The following is an 18,304-nucleotide window of genomic DNA, read 5'->3' on the forward strand; positions in this document are numbered from 1 at the left end:
AGGTTTTCACTTTACATGTCTAATCGCTATGGAGATTCAAATTTAAAAATATTTACACTTAACTCTAATCCTGCATTGGCAAAAGAAATTGCTGAAATTGTTGGCGTTGATTTAGGGAAAAGTTCTGTTACACGATTTAGTGATGGAGAAATTCAAATTAACATTGAAGAAAGTATTCGCGGTTGTGATGTTTACATTATTCAATCAACTAGTAACCCTGTGAATGAACATATCATGGAACTTTTAATTATGATTGACGCACTAAAGCGTGCTTCAGCAAAAACAATCAATATTGTTATTCCATATTACGGCTATGCTAGACAAGATCGAAAAGCGAGAGCTAGAGAGCCGATAACAGCGAAGCTTTTTGCAAATTTATTAGAAACAGCAGGTTCAACAAGGGTTATTACATTAGACCTTCATGCTCCACAAATTCAAGGATTCTTTGATATTCCAATAGATCACTTAATGGGAGTACCGATTTTAGGTGAGTATTTCTTAGGTAAGGATCTAGAGGATATTGTCATTGTTTCTCCTGACCATGGTGGTGTAACAAGAGCTCGTAAACTAGCTGATAAGTTAAAAGCTCCTATTGCGATTATTGACAAAAGACGTCCAAGACCAAATGTGGCTGAGGTAATGAATATAGTTGGTCATATTGAAGGTAAAACAGCGATTTTAATCGATGATATCATTGATACAGCAGGTACAATTACATTAGCTGCAAATGCTTTAGAAGAAAATGGGGCGAAAGCAGTTTATGCTTGCTGTACACACCCTGTCCTATCAGGACCTGCAATTGAACGTATTGCTAATTCAAAGATTAAAGAATTAGTTATAACAAATTCAATTCAACTTCCTGAAGAAAAAAGAATTGATAAACTAGTAGAACTTTCAGTTGCTCCACTTATTGGGGAAGCAATTATTAGAGTACATGAAAAACAATCAGTAAGTGTACTTTTTAATTAATATGATAAGAAAGTCTATTCATACCCAGTAGTTTTAAGGTGTTGAATAGGCTTTTTCTATTTGATGTTATAAGGAAGCTGATTGATACATTCACCGAATAGGAGCTATCTGAGCTAAAATGTAAGAAAAATGTTTATACCTTTCTAGTTATGGGCAAACAATATATATGGACGAATTTCGTTAGGAAGGTGTAAATATGACAACATTACAAGCAATGAAAAGAACAGAGTTCACTAATTCGGCAAAAAGAAAAGTTCGTGAATCGGGTAAGATTCCAGCAATTATTTATGGTAAAGCTAAAGAAAGCCAACCAGTAGCATTAGATAGTATAGAACTAATTAAGACTCTAAGAGATGAAGGTAAGAATACCGTTCTTCATTTAGATGTTGATGGTTCATCACATGCGGTTATGTTGTATGATATGCAGACAGATCCACTAAAGAATGAGATCATTCATGCTGATTTTCATATTGTGGATATGCAGGCAGATGTTCAGGTAGAAGTGCCGGTACATCTAACTGGAGAAGCACAAGGTGTTAAAGACGGTGGTGTATTACAACAGTCATTACATGAAGTAACGATTACGGCAAAGCCGGGTAAGATCCCTCAATCAATAGATGTAGACATATCAAATTTAGGTGTAAATGAGACAATTTATATTAAAGATCTCTCAACAAGTCCAGATTACCAATTTGTTCAAGATGAAGAACAGGTAGTAGCTTCTATACTACCACCACAGCAGGAAGAAGAAATTGATAGTGGTGAAGAGCAAGAGCCTGGACAACCTGAGAACCAAGAAGGTAGAGAGAATAATCAAGAGTAAATAAACTAGAACAATAAAAGTGTCAGTTCTTCATAAACCTTCATATGGATGTTTTTATCCATATTTTAAGGAAATGAAGGCTGACACTTTACTTTTATGGTAGGAATTTATATGCTAAATAGGATAAAATAGAGATAATATGATAAAGATCTTAAAGGTTCCCGAATAGATGATTTTGTTTAGAGAGGAGGGTGGGTTTATGAAGCTCATCATTGGTCTGGGAAACCCTGGAAGACAATATGAAAATACAAGACATAATGTGGGGTTTAACGTAATTGATAAGCTTTCTGAGGAGTTAGCAATTCCTCTCGATCGCCAGAAATTTAACGGGTTATATGGTATGGGGCATATTTCAGGAGAGAAAGTCATATTATTAAAACCACTTACATATATGAATTTATCTGGTGAATGCATTCGCCCTTTAATGGATTACTATGGTATAAGCACAGAAGAAATCGTTGTCATTTATGATGATTTAGATCTGCCAGTTGGTAAAATCCGATTAAGATCTAAAGGAAGTGCCGGTGGACACAATGGGATTAAGTCAATGATTCTCCACTTAGGTACACAGGAGTTTAACCGTTTACGAGTGGGGATAGATCGTCCAGTAAACGGAATGAAAATTACAGACTATGTGTTAGGAAAATTCACTCAAGAAGAAATGGAAGGTATCAACCAAGCGATAGATTATAGTGCGAAGGCTTGTGAAGATTGGATTCAAAAGAGTTTCGTACAAGTTATGAATGAATATAACTAAATACAAGCGTGTTAACATTTTGCCGTAATTCACAGTATGTATAGTCTCACTAAAAAAGGACCATACTAGACGTAAAACATTCCTTTTTTTTGGGAGGCTAATGATGGCTTTGCATTATTATTGTAGACACTGTGGTGTAAAGGTAGGAAGCCTTGAAAATATAACTGCTTCCAGTGAACAGCTTGGTTTTCAGCATTTAACACATGATGAACGTCAAGAGATGATTACATACGAGCAAAATGGTGATATGCACATCAAAACGATTTGTGAGGACTGTCAGGATGCATTACATAGAAACCCTGATTTTCATCAAGTGGAACACTTCATTCAGTAAAAGCTTTGGGTGACCCCCAAAGCGTTTTTCTGTTTACCTTTCTGCTTGTTTGTAGAAAGTGGTCTGGAAAATTCCAATTAATTGGTTTAAAAAATACTTTAGTAAAGAAAATAAAGACTTTGCTTGTCCGGGTGAAGTAAGAAATGGAATTATTGAGAGGGGGGCTGAGCTTGAAAAGTTTACAGCAGTTTTTTTATGAAAATGATGATTTTAAAACAATTGTTTCCGGCATTGAAGAAGGTCTAAAAGAACAACTTGTCTCAGGTCTTTCTGGTTCAGCTAGAACAGTTTTTACAGCTTCACTCTATCAGGAATTGAATAAATCAATATTAATTGTGACACATAACCTCTTCCAAGCTCAAAAAATTTATGAGGATTTGTTAAACCTAATTAAAGAAGATGTTTATCTTTATCCTGTTAATGATTTAATTGCATCTGAGGTTGCCGTAGCAAGTCCTGAGTTAAAAGCACAAAGAATTGAAGTATTAAATCAATTATCTGAAGATAAAAACTCAATAGTTGTGGCGCCAGTTGCAGGGATAAGGAGATTATTGCCACCAAAATCGCTTTGGAAACAAAAACAATATAAATTATCATTAGGACAAGATATAGACTTGGATGAATACATTCAGCATTTTATCTCTCTAGGCTATGAAAGAGTTGATATGGTCAGTTCACCAGGTGAATTTAGTGTTCGTGGAGGAATTGTCGATATATATCCTCTTACTGAAGACAATGCAATTAGAATTGAGTTGTTTGATACTGAGATTGACTCTATCAGATCGTTTAATATAGAGGACCAACGATCAATAAAGATGTTAAAACACGTTATGATTGGTCCGGCAGTCGAAATGATTATTACTGATGAATCAAGAGAAAGATGTATTCAAAAAGTAGAAGAAGGTTTAGCGAAAAGTCTCAAAAAAATGAAGAATGAACAGCAAAAGGAATTGCTTATTGAGAATGTTCAATACGATATAGAACGATTGCGCAACAATCAGCTAAATCAGGATATGTTTAAGTTTTCATCACTCTTCTATGAGCAGCCTACTAGTTTACTAGATTATTTCTCTAAAGATGCCATCGTGATCCTAGATGAAATAAGCAGAATTCATGAAACTTATGAACAGTTAGAACGTGAAGAAGCTGAGTGGTTCACAGGTTTGCTTGAAGAAGGAAAGATTTTTCAAGATGTGACAATGTCTCATTCATATATGGATGTTATGTCAAAAAGCAAGCATCCGTCCATCTATCTTTCCTTATTCTTAAGACATGTGCCACACACCAGTCCTCAAAATATATTAAATCTATCATGTAAACAAATGCAAAGCTTTCATGGCCAAATGAATGTGTTGAAAAATGAAATTGAACGTTGGCAAAAGGCACAGTATGCTGTTGCATTTCTTGGTGTAAATGAGGAAAGAACGAAGAAGCTTCAGGATGTGTTAGAAGACTATGATATTGAAGCTAAGATATTAGGTGAAGGTGAATTTTTACACAATGGAAAAATTTCCATTGTTGAAGGAGATTTACAAACAGGTTTTGAGCTCCCAATGCAAAAATTAGCTCTAATTACAGAAGAAGAGCTTTTTAAGAAAAGAGCCAAAAAACAGGTCAGAAGACAAAAACTTTCAAATGCAGAGCGGATTAAGAGCTACTCTGAATTGGAAATTGGTGACTATGTTGTTCATGTTAATCATGGGATAGGTAAATATCTTGGAATTGAAACACTTGAGATTAATGGGATTCATAAAGATTATTTAAATATACGCTATCAAGGTAGTGATCAGCTTTATGTTCCAGTTGATCAAATTGACCAAGTTCAAAAATATGTAGGCTCTGAAGGAAAAGAGCCAAAAATATATAAATTAGGCGGAAATGACTGGCGTCGAGTAAAGAAAAAGGTTGAGTCTTCTGTACAAGATATTGCAGATGATTTAATCAAATTGTATGCTGAGCGAGAAGCTAGTGAAGGTTATGCCTTTTCGCCGGATGGTGAAATGCAAAAAGAATTCGAGCTGGCTTTTCCTTATCAAGAAACAGAGGATCAAATTCGCTCTATTATAGAAATTAAGAAGGATATGGAAAGACTTCGTCCTATGGACCGCTTACTATGTGGAGATGTTGGATATGGAAAAACAGAAGTAGCCATTCGAGCTGCGTTTAAAGCAATTGCAGATGGAAAGCAAGTGGCCTTGCTTGTACCAACTACAATATTAGCTCAACAACATTATGAAACCGTTCGAGAAAGATTCCAGGATTATCCTATTAATGTAGGCCTCTTAAGTCGCTTTAGATCGAGAAAAGAAATTAATGAGACAACAAAGGGATTAGGTAATGGTTCTGTTGATATGGTAATAGGAACTCACCGTCTGCTTTCTAAAGATATTAAATACAAGGATTTAGGACTGCTTATTATTGATGAAGAGCAGCGATTTGGTGTCACACATAAAGAAAAAATAAAGCAATTAAAAGCAAATGTAGATGTGCTCACCTTAACAGCAACTCCAATCCCGAGAACCTTGCATATGTCAATGCTTGGAGTAAGAGACTTATCAGTAATCGAAACTCCACCCGAAAATCGTTTTCCAGTTCAAACATATGTGGTTGAGTACAATGGAGCCCTAGTAAGAGAAGCGATTGAAAGAGAGATGGCTCGTGGTGGCCAAGTATTCTTCCTGTATAACCGTGTTGAGGATATAGATCGTAAAGCAGAAGAGATTTCAATGCTTGTTCCTGATGCAAGGGTTACCTCTGCACACGGGAAAATGACTGAAAATGAACTTGAATCAGTGATGCTTAGCTTCCTTGAGGGAGAGTTCGATGTTTTAGTAAGTACAACAATTATTGAAACAGGTGTTGATATTCCTAATGTTAATACTTTAATTGTGAATGATGCTGATAAAATGGGATTATCACAGCTTTATCAGCTTCGTGGAAGGGTTGGTCGATCTAACCGTGTTGCATATGCGTATTTTACGTATAGAAAAGATAAAGTCTTAACAGAAGTTGCTGAAAAGCGACTACAGGCAATTAAGGAATTCACTGAGCTTGGTTCAGGCTTCAAAATTGCGATGAGAGATCTTTCCATTAGAGGGGCCGGTAACCTATTAGGTGCTCAACAGCACGGGTTTATTGATTCTGTAGGATTTGATTTATACTCTCAAATGTTAAAAGAAGCTATTGAGGAAAGACAAGTAGATAAGCCGAAACAAAAGGCGATTGATGTCGAGATCGATCTTCAGGTTGATGCTTATCTTCCACAGACATACATTACTGATGGACGTCAAAAAATTGATATGTACAAACGTTTTAGGTCAATAACTGAGTTACTGGAACTTGAAGAATTACAAGAAGAAATGATTGATCGGTTTGGAGAATATCCTGTTGAAGTTGAGTATCTCTTCCATATTGCCAAAATTAAAGTTTTTGCTATACAAGAACGGGTTGAACTCATTAAGCAGGAGAAAGAAACCATTATGATTCTTATAGAAGATGAAGCTAGTAATCAAATCGATGGACAAAAACTGTTTGAATTAAGTAATAAGTATCCTCGTATTGTCGGTTTAGGAATGGAAGGTAGCAGATTGAAGCTAACAGTCAATTCAAAGGGTCAGGAAGTTGAAAAATGGTTGGCGATCATTACAGACCTTTTAAATGGGCTTTCACAGGTGAAAAAAGAGGAAATTTCAACAAAATAGTTTAGAAAATGTTTTTATAGGTTAATAATAGTAGTTGCTTTTTTCTACACTTTCTCCTAAAAAATCCGATTCAGGATGTATATTACACGAATGGTGAAGGATACTAATTTCAACAAACGATGATTGTTACATAGAAAGAAGCTCCTGTCATAAATAATCATTATTTTTATACTTACAGCAGGATAAAAACAACAATCATCACTATCCTATCATCCGATGAAAGTGAGGCAACATAAGATGAAAGCAACTGGTATTGTTCGTCGCATTGATGATTTAGGTCGCGTAGTGATCCCGAAGGAAATACGTAGAACTCTACGAATTCGTGAGGGAGATCCTTTAGAAATTTTTGTGGATCGCGACGGTGAAGTCATTCTAAAGAAATACTCACCGATTAGCGAGCTAAGCGATTTTTCCAAAGAATATGCTGATGCCTTATACGATAGTTTAGGACATCCTGTTTTAATCTGTGATAGAGACTCATTCATTGCAGTATCTGGCGGGTCTAAAAAGGAATACTTAAACAAGAATATTAGTGAAGTTGTCGAGCAGGTTATGGAAGAAAGAAGTTCAGTATTAAAAGCTGATGCAGGAGACATCCAAATCGTTGAAGGCTTAAGTGAAGAAATTAAGTCATATACAATTGGGCCAATTGTTGCTAATGGGGACCCAATTGGAGCAGTCATCATTCTTTCCAAGGAGCAGTCTATTGGAGAGGTTGAACATAAGGCAGTGGAAACAGCTGCAGGATTTTTAGCTCGTCAAATGGAGCAATAAGGTAAAGAGGTAGAGGTAGCGGGTTTACGCTACCTCTTTTTATGGCTTTAAATAAAATTAACTAGTTTAATCTTGATACGTGAGGGCTGACCAAGGCGCTTGCGTTTTTGTTATATGCTATAATTGTGTATAGAGGATGGTTGAGAGGAGATAGAATGAACACCGAAAAAAATCATATGAATATAGCCTTGCGCGGTGTATTCATCCTGACGATTGCAGGATTGGTAACAAAAATTTTAAGTGCAGCTTACCGTGTTCCCTATCAGAATATTGTAGGGGATATTGGATTTTATATATATCAGCAAGTTTATCCTTTTTACGGAATGAGCGTTGTTTTAGCAACTTCCGGCTTTCCTGTTATGATATCGAAGGTGATGAGTGATTTAGGACATGGAAAATCCGAAGAGGTTCGTTCAAAGATTTTATCCATTACTATGATCTATCTAACAGTATTTGGGATAGCATTGTTTTTACTTCTATACATATTTTCAAATCCTATCTCAGACGTAATGGGTGATACAAAATTAGCCCCTCTTATTAAAATAGCTTCTTTATCATTTATAGTGGCTCCTTTTGTTTCATTACTAAGAGGGTATTTTCAATACGAGCAGAATATGCAACCGACTGCTATATCTCAGGTAGTTGAACAGGGATTTCGGGTCTCATTTATTTTAATAAGTTCTTATCTTTTCATTCAGCTGGGGTATGATCTTTATACTGCTGGATGGGGAGCCTTGTTATCATCTGTCATTGGAAGTATAGCAGGTTTTTTCGTTCTTCTTTTTATCTGGAAACGAAATAAAAAAAATCAAATCTTGCATTGGAATAAATCTGCATCTATTAAAACTAGACAAATTGTAGCAACTTTAATTAAATACAGTTTTAGCTTTGGAATAAGCAGCTTATTGTTAATTTTTATTCAATTGGTGGACGCCCTGAATTTATATGCGTTATTACTTCATAATGGAATGGCTGAGGAGCTGGCTAAAGTTGCGAAAGGCGTGTATGACAGAGGACAACCACTAATACAATTAGGTACTGTAGTAGCTACCTCTTTTGCTTTATCACTTGTGCCAGCTATAGCTCAAGCAAAAATGCAACAAAATGAGAGGTTTATAAAGGAAAAGCTATATATTTCATTAAAATTATGTTTAGTGATTGGAGCTGGAGCTGCTGCTGGATTAATAGCTTTAATAGAACCTGTTAATATCATGCTTTTTAAAGATGCAACAGGCACAAATGTACTGATGGTCTTAAGCGGATCTATTTTATTTACCTCAATTTGTCTAACAATGTTTGCTGTATTACAAGGTTTAGGGTATACATTTGTACCTGCAGTAGCTGTTGTGATCGGTGTGGTTTTTAAATACCTTGGAAATTTGATACTTATTCCCGAGTTTGATGTGATGGGAGCAGCTATATCAAGTTTAGGAGCATATTTCATTGTGGCTTTGGTCATGATGGTATTCATAAAAGCCAAGGGTTTTTCTTTCCCTTATTTAAAAACAATTGGCCAAATTGGAATTTCCATTATTGTTATGGTTGCTATTCTCAAATTTGGTCTAAATTTTGTTGGATCAGAAAATCGTATACACTCAACAATCATTTCTTTAATAGGAGTAATGATAGGTGGCATTCTTTATATCATGGTCATTTTAAAAATGAAAGTATTCTCATATTCAGAGGTTCAATATATTCCTGTAGTAAAGAAACTTTTCAAATTGAAACGAGGTACATAGATGACAAAAACAATTACAATTGTAGGGCTGGGAGCAGGAGATCTAAATCAGCTGCCTTATGGTGTTTACCGATTATTGACTCAATCAAAACACCTATACTTACGAACAAAGGAACATCCTGTAATAAGTGAATTAGGTGATCAAATACAATTTGAGTCCTTTGATGGTATTTATGAGCAATATGATGATTTTGATCAGGTATATACAACAATTGTCGATGCTCTTTTTGCGAAAGCAAATGACATGGATATAATCTATGCTGTGCCAGGTCATCCGCTTGTTGCCGAAAAAACAGTTCAGCTTTTATTAAAAGAAGGTAGAGAAAAAGGATTTAATATTAAAATTGAGGGTGGACAGAGCTTTCTGGATTCTACCTTTCAAGCATTAGAAATAGATCCTGTTGAAGGATTCCAGCTTGTTGATGCATTTGATTTGAAAGGTGAGATCCTGCAGCTTAAAGGACATGTCATTATCACTCAAGTTTATGATCAAATGGTTGCCTCAGAAGTTAAGCTAACATTAATGGAGCAATTACCGGATACTTATAAAGTAAAAATTGTCACAGCTGCAGGCAGTAGTCTTCAGGAAATAAAAGAAATCGAGCTCTATGAATTAGATCGGGAAACAACTATTAATAATTTGACAAGTGTCTATATTCCGCCTGTGAAGGATGAAACCATTCTTTATCACCAATTTTCCTCCTTCCGTCAAATTATTGCCGAGTTAAGGGGACCGAACGGATGTCCATGGGATAAAGAACAAACACATCAATCATTAAAGAAATATCTTATAGAAGAATGCTATGAACTATTAGAGGCAATCGATAAGGATGATATTGATCATATCATTGAAGAGCTGGGAGATGTATTATTACAGGTTGTTCTTCATGCTCAAATTGGTGATGATGAAGGAATGTTTTCCATTGATGATGTGATTAAAGGTGTAGCAGAAAAAATGGTTCGGCGTCATCCTCATGTTTTTGGGAATCAATCTGTTCAAGATTCGGATGAAGTTCTGATAAACTGGGAGGAAATAAAGCGGAAAGAGAAAGGGACAACAGAAGAGAAATCTGTATTGGATACTGTTGCATCTTCACTACCAGCACTATCTAAAGCCTTTCATTTGCAAAAGAAGGCAGCAAAGGTTGGCTTTGATTGGCCATCAGTAGAAGGCGCCTGGGATAAGGTAAAAGAAGAATTAAAAGAATTTGAGGATGAAATTGCTGCAAATAAAGATCATTCTTTCATCATGAAAGAGTTTGGTGACCTTTTATTTGCATTCGTGAATGTTGGAAGACATTATAAAATTGAACCGGAAGAAGCATTATCTTCAACAAACGTAAAGTTCTATGATCGGTTTAGATATATAGAAAAGAGGGCACTTGAACATAAGCAGGAACTTCAAAACATGTCTTTAGAAGAAATGGATCTTTATTGGAACGAAGCAAAGAAATTAGATAAAGAATGAGGGATGTAAGGTGAGATTAGATAAATTCTTAAAGGTTTCAAGAATAATTAAACGAAGAACATTAGCTAAGGAAGTAGCAGATCAAGGAAGGATTTCAATTAATGGGACACCAGGTAAAGCAAGCTCGAATGTGAAAGTTGGTGATGAGCTGGTTATCCGATTTGGACAAAAGCTTGTGACGGTAGTTATTGAAGATTTGAAGGAAACGACAAGAAAAGAAGAAGCGACAAACCTTTATAGGGTGGTAAAGGAAGAGAAGATCGAGCAAGAGTCTTTGTAAGAGTGTTCCTTGGATGCCCAGTCTGACCAAGGCGTTTCCGTAATTGTGCGATAGAAATGTAAAATATCTTACTTAGTATTGGTGTCCAGCTCCAGGCGCCATCGGCTCGAGGCCATAAGTCAAGTAGGAATTGAAGGTAAAGAACACCTTCTATTCCTACTCGTCTTATGCTTGTCGCCGATTAGCGGGCACCTTCCGCATTTCATTTATAGCTTGTTCTAAACCGAATTCTGGGATCATACACATGTAAAAGAAAATCCTTTATTAGAATTCGGAGGTAGAATATGAGCCAATACTATGAAAATCATGCATCTGTTCATAAAGGTACAGTTCAAGAGCATGATGTGATCATGCGAGGCAGAAAGTTAATAGAAATCACTGGGGTAAAGCAAGTTGAAAGCTTTGATAGTGAGGAATTCTTATTAGATACCGTTATGGGGGCTTTAGCGATACGTGGTCAAAACCTTCAAATGAAAAATTTAGATGTGGATAAAGGAATCGTATCAATAAAAGGCAGTAGAATTTTTGACCTTATCTATTTGGATGAACAGCATTCGGAGAAAGCTAAAGGACTCTTTAGCAAGTTATTTAAATGAGTTTAACGACACAGTTTTATACTATGCTTGCGATGGTAGGAATGGGTAGCTGGATAGGAGTAGCTCTTGACACATATGGTCGCTTTTTGAAGCGGCCATTGAGGGCTAGATGGGTAATTTTTATCAATGACTTTATGTTTTGGGTTGTTCAAGGCCTAATTTTATTCTATCTGCTGTTACTTGTAAATGAAGGGGAACTAAGGATTTACATCTTCCTTGCCTTACTATGCGGATATGCTGCGTACCAAGGACTCTTCAAACAGGTTTATTTGAAGTTATTAGAGTATTTAATACAGACAAGTATTCGATTATATAACATTATCATTAAAATCGGACAGGTTATGCTTGTTCGCCCAATACGGGCGTTAATCCAATTTTTCATTGTGATTGTACTTGGAATTTTAAACGTTATATGGAAATTATTAAAATGGGCTTTTCAATTTCTCTATACATTGGTTAAAATTTTATTAGCCCCTTTAAGATGGACAGGAAGGCTTTTGTGGAAATTAGTACCATTACAGATCAGGCAGTTTTTCACAAGAATTCTTTACAAGTTAGCAGGATATCTAAAAAAAATCAAGAATACTTTGAATAAGCTAAAATTGTGGTGGCAGCGTTTAACAAAGAAGTAAGGAGGATAAACATGAGTCTCGAAAGATCGAAGAAAATTACAGAATTACAATCACAGTATGCAATGGAGCAGGAAAGACAACAGCAAATTTCCAAAAGGCGCAAAAGAGGCTTATTTCGGCGGCTACTAGTACTTGGAATCTTAGTCATCATTACTTCTTCTGTTATATTGACCACTTTATTTAGTCAATCTTCTGCAATAAATGAAAAAATCGAGCAAAAAGAAAAGCTGGAAGATGAATTAGCAGGTTTAGAAAAGAATGAAGATTTATTAAGGGAAGAAATAGTAAAACTTAATGATGATGAGTATATTGCGAAGATTGCAAGACGAGACTATTTCTTATCAGATGATAATGAAATCATCTTTAACATAAAAGATTAGCCTTGTTGACACTAGATTTTTTATTTATGTATAATATAATAAAGGTTCGAATGATTTTTTATCTGTTTAAGGAGGAGCATTATTTTTATGTCGATTGAAGTTGGCAGCAAGTTACAGGGTAAAGTGACGGGCATTACTAATTTTGGGGCGTTTGTGGAGTTACCAGGCGGATCCACAGGTCTTGTTCACATTAGTGAAGTAGCCGATAATTATGTGAAGGATATTAATGATCACTTAAAAGTCGGAGATGAAGTTACAGTAAAGGTTATTAATGTTGAAAACGATGGTAAAATTGGTTTATCTATTAAAAAGGCAATTGACCGTCCAGAACGTCCAGAACGTCCACAACGTCCTGAACGCCCAAGAAATTCAGATCGCCCAAGATCAAGAGGGAATGATTTCCGCAATAATAATAATAACAAAGAGAACTTTGAACAAAAGATGAATCGTTTCTTAAAAGATAGTGAAGATCGTCTAGCTTCATTAAAACGTAATACTGAATCAAAACGTGGTGGTCGTGGAGCTAGAAGAGGATAGCTTGCTGCTTTCATATACATTTTGTGCGAAAGGAAAACATAATTAATTATGTTTTCCTTTTTTATATGCTTATTTTATATAAAATTTTTATTGACGAAAGTATTTTTCAATTGTATTATATATCTTGTGCCTCAGAACAGGGCACATAAAAATAGGCTAAAATACTATGGCGGTGTAGCTCAGTTGACTAGAGCGAGCCGTAAACATCCTGAATGATCTTCTTCTTTGTAGGCTTGTGAGGAATGTGTCTGGAAGAGACAAGACGAACATGTTTTTAACAAAGAGCGTTTTAAAACTATGGCGGTGTAGCTCAGCTGGCTAGAGCGTACGGTTCATACCCGTGAGGTCGTGGGTTCGATTCCCTCCGCCGCTACCATAGATAAGATATACATATGGCCCGTTGGTCAAGCGGTTAAGACACCGCCCTTTCACGGCGGTAACACGGGTTCGAATCCCGTACGGGTCATCATTACGAAAAAACTAGTTGCGTCATGCAGCTAGTTTTTTTGTTTTAGAAATTGTATTAGTACATTTTTTCGTTCAATTAGAATCCGTTTTGGAAGATTGAACTAGATGAAATAATTAATTCGATCAAAGTTAATAAGTATTCGACCACTATTAGAATGATATCAACCACAGCCTATAACAATTCAACCATCATTCCACAGAATTCAACCAACCTCATAGTTTAATCAGAGAATAAAAATTCACCTTCCCTATTAATGTTCATCCGATTCCAACTTTATTTTGACTATTCCTGACTTGACACTACAGGTTTCACACAAATTTGACGAAAGACTTGATGAAAAGAATACTAATCAATTAGATATTTGTCGCTTTTTTCAAAAACAGTCGAACAGTTCTTTAGATACCCTACCTTCTTTTGACAAATTCCTGCCAGAAGCTTAGCTATAATTACAAGCAACATGAATAAGTGGGGGAATGAAAAATGGAAAAAGTAGAAAGAAGGTTAATGGAGCCGGTATCGAATTTGGGATTAGATAAAACCCAACAAGTGGTCAATCGATTCTTTCATCGAATTTCATCTAAAATTCAGCTTTTCCTCTTACATAAAGGAATTATTTATGGATTGATCGGATTCTTATTAGGACGGGCTATCATTCTGTCAGAAGTTTTGCCGTTTGCTCTCCCATTCTTCGGAGCAATCTTACTTATGAAAAGGGACAAGGCCTTGTTAGTGGGATTATCACTTATGCTTGGGGGTCTAACAATTTCTTTTCAAGTAGCCTCAGTGATTCTGATTTCGATTATTGGCTTCCTGATCTTGAATCGACTCGTCTCTTATGTATCTAAGGATCAATTAAAGGTACTTCCTTTTGTTATTTTTGGAACGGTTGCTATAACAAGACTTGCTTATTCCTTTGCAATTAAAACAGAGTTAATGCTGTATGACTATATGATGGCAGGGGTGGAATCAGGTCTTTCCTTTATTTTAACGTTAATTTTTCTTCAAAGTATTCCATTGATATCGGCGCGGAAATATAAACAATCGTTAAAGATTGAAGAAATTATATGTATTATGATCCTTCTTGCTTCAGTTATGACTGGACTTGTTGGGGTATCATTTCAAAACCTTCAGGCAGAGCATATTTTTTCTCGTTATATTGTTCTCTTGTTTGCGTTTATTGGTGGGTCAAGTATTGGTTGTACAGTTGGTGTTGTAACGGGGTTAATTCTAAGCCTGGCAAATGTCGGAAATTTATATCATATGAGTTTATTAGCATTTTCAGGATTATTAGGTGGGCTTTTGCGGGAAGGACAAAAGCTTGGAACGGCCATAGGACTATTAGTTGGTTCAGTATTAATTTCCTTGTATGGACAAGGATCTGCAGATTTGATGACAACATTATCGGAATCAATGATTGCTATCTTGCTGTTTTTACTAACTCCAAAGGCAGTTACTGCGAGATTAGCTAAGCATATTCCTGGGACAAATGAACATGCACAGGAACAACAGCAGTATGTCCGAAAAATTCGTGATGTTACGGCTCATAGAGTAGATCAATTTTCTCAAGTGTTTCATGCATTATCAGAAAGCTTTGCTACATTCTACGATAAGGATGAACATGATGATAGTGAGCAGCGGGAAACTGATTTATTTTTAAGCAGTATTACAGAAAGTACATGTCAGCATTGTTTTAAAAAGGAAAAGTGCTGGGTTGAGAACTTTGATAAAACCTATGATTTGATGCAAAAGATTATGCATGAGAATAAAAAAAATACGTATCAGTCAAATATGAAATTGAGAAAGGACTTTGATCGACATTGTTCAAAGGCAAGTAAAGTGGAAGAAACAATTGAGCAGGAGATCAATTATTTCCAAGCAAACCTTAAATTAAAGAAAGAAGTGCAAGAAAGTAGAAGATTAGTTGCTGAACAATTATTAGGTGTTTCAAATGTCATGGGAGATTTATCAAAAGAGATTAGAAGAGAACGGGAAAATCATTTTGTACAAGAAGAACAAATTTTAGATGCGTTACAAAACTTTGGAATTGAGATTGTGAATGTTGATATTTTCAGTTTGGAACAAGGAAATGTAGATATTGAAATGAGTATTCCATTTTGCAATGGACATGGGGAATGTGAAAAAATTATCGCTCCAATGCTTTCGGATATTCTAGAAGAGTCCATTATCGTTAAAAAAGAGGAATGTGCAAATTATCCAAATGGATACTGTCATGTTTCATTTGGTTCAGCTAAAAAATATAGGATTGAAACTGGGGTTGCACATGCTGCGAAAGGCGGCGGCTTGGTTTCAGGAGATAGTTATTCAATGATCGATTTAGGTGTTGGAAAATTTGCTGTCGCAATAAGTGATGGAATGGGAAATGGAGTAAGGGCTCATTTTGAGAGCAATGAAACCATTAAACTTTTACAAAAGATTCTGCAATCGGGCATTGAAGAAAAGGTAGCAATAAAAACAATTAACTCAATTTTATCATTAAGAACAACAGACGAAATCTTTTCAACTCTTGATTTAGCCATTGTTGATCTACAGGATGGCAATAGTAAATTTTTAAAAATAGGCTCAACACCAAGCTTTGTAAAGAGAGGAGATAAAATCATTAAAATCCAGGCAAGCAATTTACCTATGGGAATCATTGATGAATTTGATGTTGATGTTGTAGGTGAAAAGCTAAAGGCAGGAGATTTACTTATTATGATGAGCGATGGAATTTTTGAAGGACCAAAGCATGTTGAAAATCATGATTTATGGATGAAACGGAAAATAAGTGAAATGAAAACAACTGATCCGCAAGAAATTGCAGATCTCATTATGGAAGAGGTGATTAGAACGAGATCAGGAAAAATAGAAGATGATATGACTGTAGTGGTGTCAGCGATTGAACATAATACACCAAAGTGGGCGAGTATTCCGGTTGTATCTAAGAAAATAGGATAATAAGAAGTATAAAATAAAACCCTCCTGGCGAGTATGATAATAATATTTTTAAAGTTTATGTCGATACGGTAGCAATATACAAAGGGAAAATTTAAGGAGTATGCAATATCTCTCTAGGAGGGTAAGTATGGAAAAGGGTCATTTAAAACAAATCTTATTAATTACAGATGGTTGTTCAAATCATGGGGAAGATCCAATTGCAATGGCAGCTTTAGCGCAAGAACAGGGTATTACCGTAAATGTAATTGGTGTTCTAGAAGAAAATGTGATAGATCAGGAATCCCTGCAAGAGGTTGAAGGAATTGCCATGTCAGGTGGAGGCGTCCATCAAATTGTCTATGCTCACCAACTTTCACAAACTGTTCAACATGTGACAAGAAAAGCGATGACACAGACTCTTCAAGGTGTAGTAAATAAGGAACTCCAACAAATATTAGGTAAACATACATCTATGGAAGAACTGCCTCCTGAAAAAAGAGGAGAAGTGATGGAAGTAGTGGATGAATTAGGTGAAACAACAAGCCTTGAAATCCTTATTTTAGTTGATACAAGTGCTAGTATGAAGCCGAAACTTCCAACAGTGAAAGAAGCTTTGCTAGATTTATCAATTAGCTTAAATTCAAGGATAGGAGATAATCGTTTCTCAGTCTCAGTATTTCCTGGGAAAAAGGATGATGTTGAGCAGGTGCTTGATTGGACACCAAGGCTTGAATCCTTATCATCTATCTTCCCTAAATTATCTACAGGAGGTATTACACCAACTGGTCCCGCGATTAGAGAGGCTATAGGGCAGTTTAAAAAGAAGCGTTCCCTTAGAAATCTATTAAGAAATGAAGAAGAGTATTACGATGAATCAAGTATGTAACCTCGCTCCTGGTTCCGTTATTACAGGTAAATGGAATCAGGGGCGTTATACGATCATTAAGGCCTTAGGACAAGGTGCAACAGGGAATGTTTACTTGGCTGATAGCAGAAGAGGGAACGTAGCAATTAAACTTAGTGAAAACAGCATGTCAATTACATCTGAGGTAAATGTACTAAAACATTTCTCCAAGGTCCAAGGTACTTTACTTGGACCTTCTTTACTTGATGTGGATGATTGGATTGCTAATTCACAGAAGTTAGTTTCATTTTATGTGATGGAATATGTACAAGGTAATAACTTTCTTGAGTTTACGGAACAAAGAGGTATAGAGTGGGCAGGTGTATTAACTCTACAACTTTTAACAAACTTAGAGAGGCTTCATCAAGAGGGATGGATTTTTGGTGATTTAAAGCCGGAAAATTTAATTGTTTCAGGTCCGCCGCCGAGAATAAGATGTATTGATGTAGGTGGGACAACACAACAAGGCAGGTCTATAAAAGAATTCACGGAGTTTTTTGATCGCGGGTTTTGGGGAATGGGAGATCGAAAGGCGGATCCACCATATGATCTGTTTTCAGTGGCGATGATTATGATAAATGCTGCATACCCAAAACGTTTTAAGAAAGTCAATGACCGTGATGGCAAAGGTCAGATAATAGAAAAGATTAAGCAACATCCTTTTCTACTTAAACATGAGGATGTTTTACAAAAGGCATTAATGGGAAATTACCGTAGTGCTAGGGAAATGAAGGCGGACTTTATCCAGTTGCTATCAACGAAAACGAGTACAGGAAGACCATCTTCTCACACATACAAGTCAACGATCCCAAAACAAGGTGCCCCTAAAACAAATCAGCCGAAGGCACATACAAATCAGACTAGACAGCAAGTGAAAAAGAAGAAAAAGAAAGCAAACTATTTTATTGAAACAGTCGTCATTTTAATAGGAGTTTGTGTAATATATTCTTTATATGTATATCATGTTCTCTTATAACACCTAAAATTTGTTAATTAGCCATCAAAATA

The 18,304-nt window shown here is 35.9% G+C and carries 16 protein-coding genes and 2 tRNA genes; all 18 read left to right on the top strand.

The features are described from left to right. The first annotated feature begins 15 nt into the window (after positions 1–15). The 18 genes from HWV59_RS01775 to HWV59_RS01860 all read left to right on the top strand — a co-directional run bounded on the left by HWV59_RS01775 (position 16) and on the right by HWV59_RS01860 (position 18,272). A complete protein-coding gene (locus tag HWV59_RS01775) occupies positions 16–969 on the top strand; it encodes a ribose-phosphate diphosphokinase (protein ID WP_102232828.1) in 954 nt (317 codons plus the stop codon). 196 nt (positions 970–1,165) lie between these two features. Further along, complete coding sequence (locus HWV59_RS01780) at positions 1,166–1,792, top strand: 50S ribosomal protein L25/general stress protein Ctc (RefSeq protein ID WP_175637967.1); 627 nt, start codon at positions 1,166–1,168, stop codon at positions 1,790–1,792. A 199-nt stretch (positions 1,793–1,991) separates the two neighbouring features. Then, positions 1,992–2,549, top strand: coding sequence for an aminoacyl-tRNA hydrolase (pth, locus tag HWV59_RS01785; protein ID WP_175637968.1), 558 nt, complete (start codon positions 1,992–1,994; stop codon positions 2,547–2,549). 103 nt (positions 2,550–2,652) lie between these two features. Further along, a complete protein-coding gene (locus HWV59_RS01790) occupies positions 2,653–2,883 on the top strand; it encodes an anti-sigma-F factor Fin family protein (RefSeq protein WP_102232831.1) in 231 nt (76 codons plus the stop codon). A gap of 170 nt (positions 2,884–3,053) precedes the next feature. Continuing rightward, positions 3,054–6,584, top strand: coding sequence for a transcription-repair coupling factor (mfd, locus tag HWV59_RS01795; protein WP_175637969.1), 3,531 nt, complete (start codon positions 3,054–3,056; stop codon positions 6,582–6,584). A 237-nt stretch (positions 6,585–6,821) separates the two neighbouring features. After that, positions 6,822–7,358 carry a stage V sporulation protein T gene (gene spoVT / locus HWV59_RS01800; RefSeq protein WP_175637970.1) on the top strand — a complete coding sequence of 179 codons (537 nt, stop codon included), beginning with the start codon at positions 6,822–6,824 and terminating at the stop codon, positions 7,356–7,358. Between the two features lie 155 nt (positions 7,359–7,513). After that, the gene (locus HWV59_RS01805) at positions 7,514–9,097 is read left to right on the top strand and encodes a putative polysaccharide biosynthesis protein (protein ID WP_175637971.1); all 1,584 of its coding nucleotides are present in this window, start codon (positions 7,514–7,516) and stop codon (positions 9,095–9,097) included. Then, positions 9,098–10,564 (top strand): bifunctional methyltransferase/pyrophosphohydrolase YabN, encoded by a 1,467-nt coding sequence (yabN, locus tag HWV59_RS01810; RefSeq protein ID WP_175637972.1) that lies wholly within the window; start codon positions 9,098–9,100, stop codon positions 10,562–10,564. It abuts the gene before it with no gap. 10 nt (positions 10,565–10,574) lie between these two features. Further along, the gene (locus HWV59_RS01815; RefSeq protein ID WP_102232836.1) at positions 10,575–10,844 is read left to right on the top strand and encodes an RNA-binding S4 domain-containing protein; all 270 of its coding nucleotides are present in this window, start codon (positions 10,575–10,577) and stop codon (positions 10,842–10,844) included. Between the two features lie 284 nt (positions 10,845–11,128). After that, a complete protein-coding gene (gene yabP, locus HWV59_RS01820) occupies positions 11,129–11,440 on the top strand; it encodes a sporulation protein YabP (protein WP_102232837.1) in 312 nt (103 codons plus the stop codon). Continuing rightward, a complete protein-coding gene (gene yabQ / locus HWV59_RS01825; protein ID WP_175637973.1) occupies positions 11,437–12,072 on the top strand; it encodes a spore cortex biosynthesis protein YabQ in 636 nt (211 codons plus the stop codon). Before yabP ends, yabQ begins: the two co-directional genes overlap by 4 nt. Before the next feature lie 11 nt (positions 12,073–12,083). Next, on the top strand, positions 12,084–12,452 hold the full coding sequence (locus HWV59_RS01830; RefSeq protein ID WP_175637974.1) for an FtsB family cell division protein: 369 nt from the start codon (positions 12,084–12,086) through the stop codon (positions 12,450–12,452). A gap of 87 nt (positions 12,453–12,539) precedes the next feature. After that, entirely contained in the window at positions 12,540–12,989 is a 450-nt protein-coding gene (locus HWV59_RS01835; protein ID WP_175637975.1) for a S1 domain-containing RNA-binding protein, read from the top strand. 299 nt (positions 12,990–13,288) lie between these two features. Then, positions 13,289–13,365: transfer RNA gene (locus tag HWV59_RS01840), tRNA-Met, on the top strand. Positions 13,366–13,383: 18 nt separating this feature from the next. After that, positions 13,384–13,455, top strand: a tRNA-Glu gene (locus HWV59_RS01845). A gap of 507 nt (positions 13,456–13,962) precedes the next feature. Continuing rightward, entirely contained in the window at positions 13,963–16,413 is a 2,451-nt protein-coding gene (spoIIE, locus tag HWV59_RS01850; RefSeq protein ID WP_407941609.1) for a stage II sporulation protein E, read from the top strand. Between the two features lie 100 nt (positions 16,414–16,513). Further along, positions 16,514–17,278, top strand: coding sequence for a VWA domain-containing protein (locus HWV59_RS01855; RefSeq protein ID WP_175637977.1), 765 nt, complete (start codon positions 16,514–16,516; stop codon positions 17,276–17,278). Then, positions 17,262–18,272, top strand: a complete 1,011-nt coding sequence (locus tag HWV59_RS01860; protein ID WP_235991649.1) for a serine/threonine-protein kinase — start codon at positions 17,262–17,264, stop codon at positions 18,270–18,272. Before HWV59_RS01855 ends, HWV59_RS01860 begins: the two co-directional genes overlap by 17 nt. Positions 18,273–18,304: the final 32 nt, after the last annotated feature.

Source organism: Metabacillus schmidteae (genome assembly GCF_903166545.1).
Lineage (GTDB): Bacteria > Bacillota > Bacilli > Bacillales > Bacillaceae > Metabacillus > Metabacillus schmidteae.

Excerpts from the sequence above, each read along its gene's own strand:
- HWV59_RS01780 (WP_175637967.1), top strand. The coding sequence starts at position 1,166 with ATGACAACATTACAAGCAATGAAAAGAACAGAGTTCACTAATTCGGCA.
- yabP (WP_102232837.1), top strand. The coding sequence starts at position 11,129 with ATGAGCCAATACTATGAAAATCATGCATCTGTTCATAAAGGTACAGTT.
- pth (WP_175637968.1), top strand. The coding sequence starts at position 1,992 with ATGAAGCTCATCATTGGTCTGGGAAACCCTGGAAGACAATATGAAAAT.
- HWV59_RS01835 (WP_175637975.1), top strand. The coding sequence starts at position 12,540 with ATGTCGATTGAAGTTGGCAGCAAGTTACAGGGTAAAGTGACGGGCATT.
- HWV59_RS01775 (WP_102232828.1), top strand. The coding sequence starts at position 16 with ATGTCTAATCGCTATGGAGATTCAAATTTAAAAATATTTACACTTAAC.
- yabN (WP_175637972.1), top strand. The coding sequence starts at position 9,098 with ATGACAAAAACAATTACAATTGTAGGGCTGGGAGCAGGAGATCTAAAT.
- HWV59_RS01860 (WP_235991649.1), top strand. The coding sequence starts at position 17,262 with ATGAATCAAGTATGTAACCTCGCTCCTGGTTCCGTTATTACAGGTAAA.
- yabQ (WP_175637973.1), top strand. The coding sequence starts at position 11,437 with ATGAGTTTAACGACACAGTTTTATACTATGCTTGCGATGGTAGGAATG.
- HWV59_RS01790 (WP_102232831.1), top strand. The coding sequence starts at position 2,653 with ATGGCTTTGCATTATTATTGTAGACACTGTGGTGTAAAGGTAGGAAGC.
- spoIIE (WP_407941609.1), top strand. The coding sequence starts at position 13,963 with ATGGAGCCGGTATCGAATTTGGGATTAGATAAAACCCAACAAGTGGTC.
- spoVT (WP_175637970.1), top strand. The coding sequence starts at position 6,822 with ATGAAAGCAACTGGTATTGTTCGTCGCATTGATGATTTAGGTCGCGTA.
- HWV59_RS01830 (WP_175637974.1), top strand. The coding sequence starts at position 12,084 with ATGAGTCTCGAAAGATCGAAGAAAATTACAGAATTACAATCACAGTAT.
- HWV59_RS01855 (WP_175637977.1), top strand. The coding sequence starts at position 16,514 with ATGCAATATCTCTCTAGGAGGGTAAGTATGGAAAAGGGTCATTTAAAA.
- HWV59_RS01805 (WP_175637971.1), top strand. The coding sequence starts at position 7,514 with ATGAACACCGAAAAAAATCATATGAATATAGCCTTGCGCGGTGTATTC.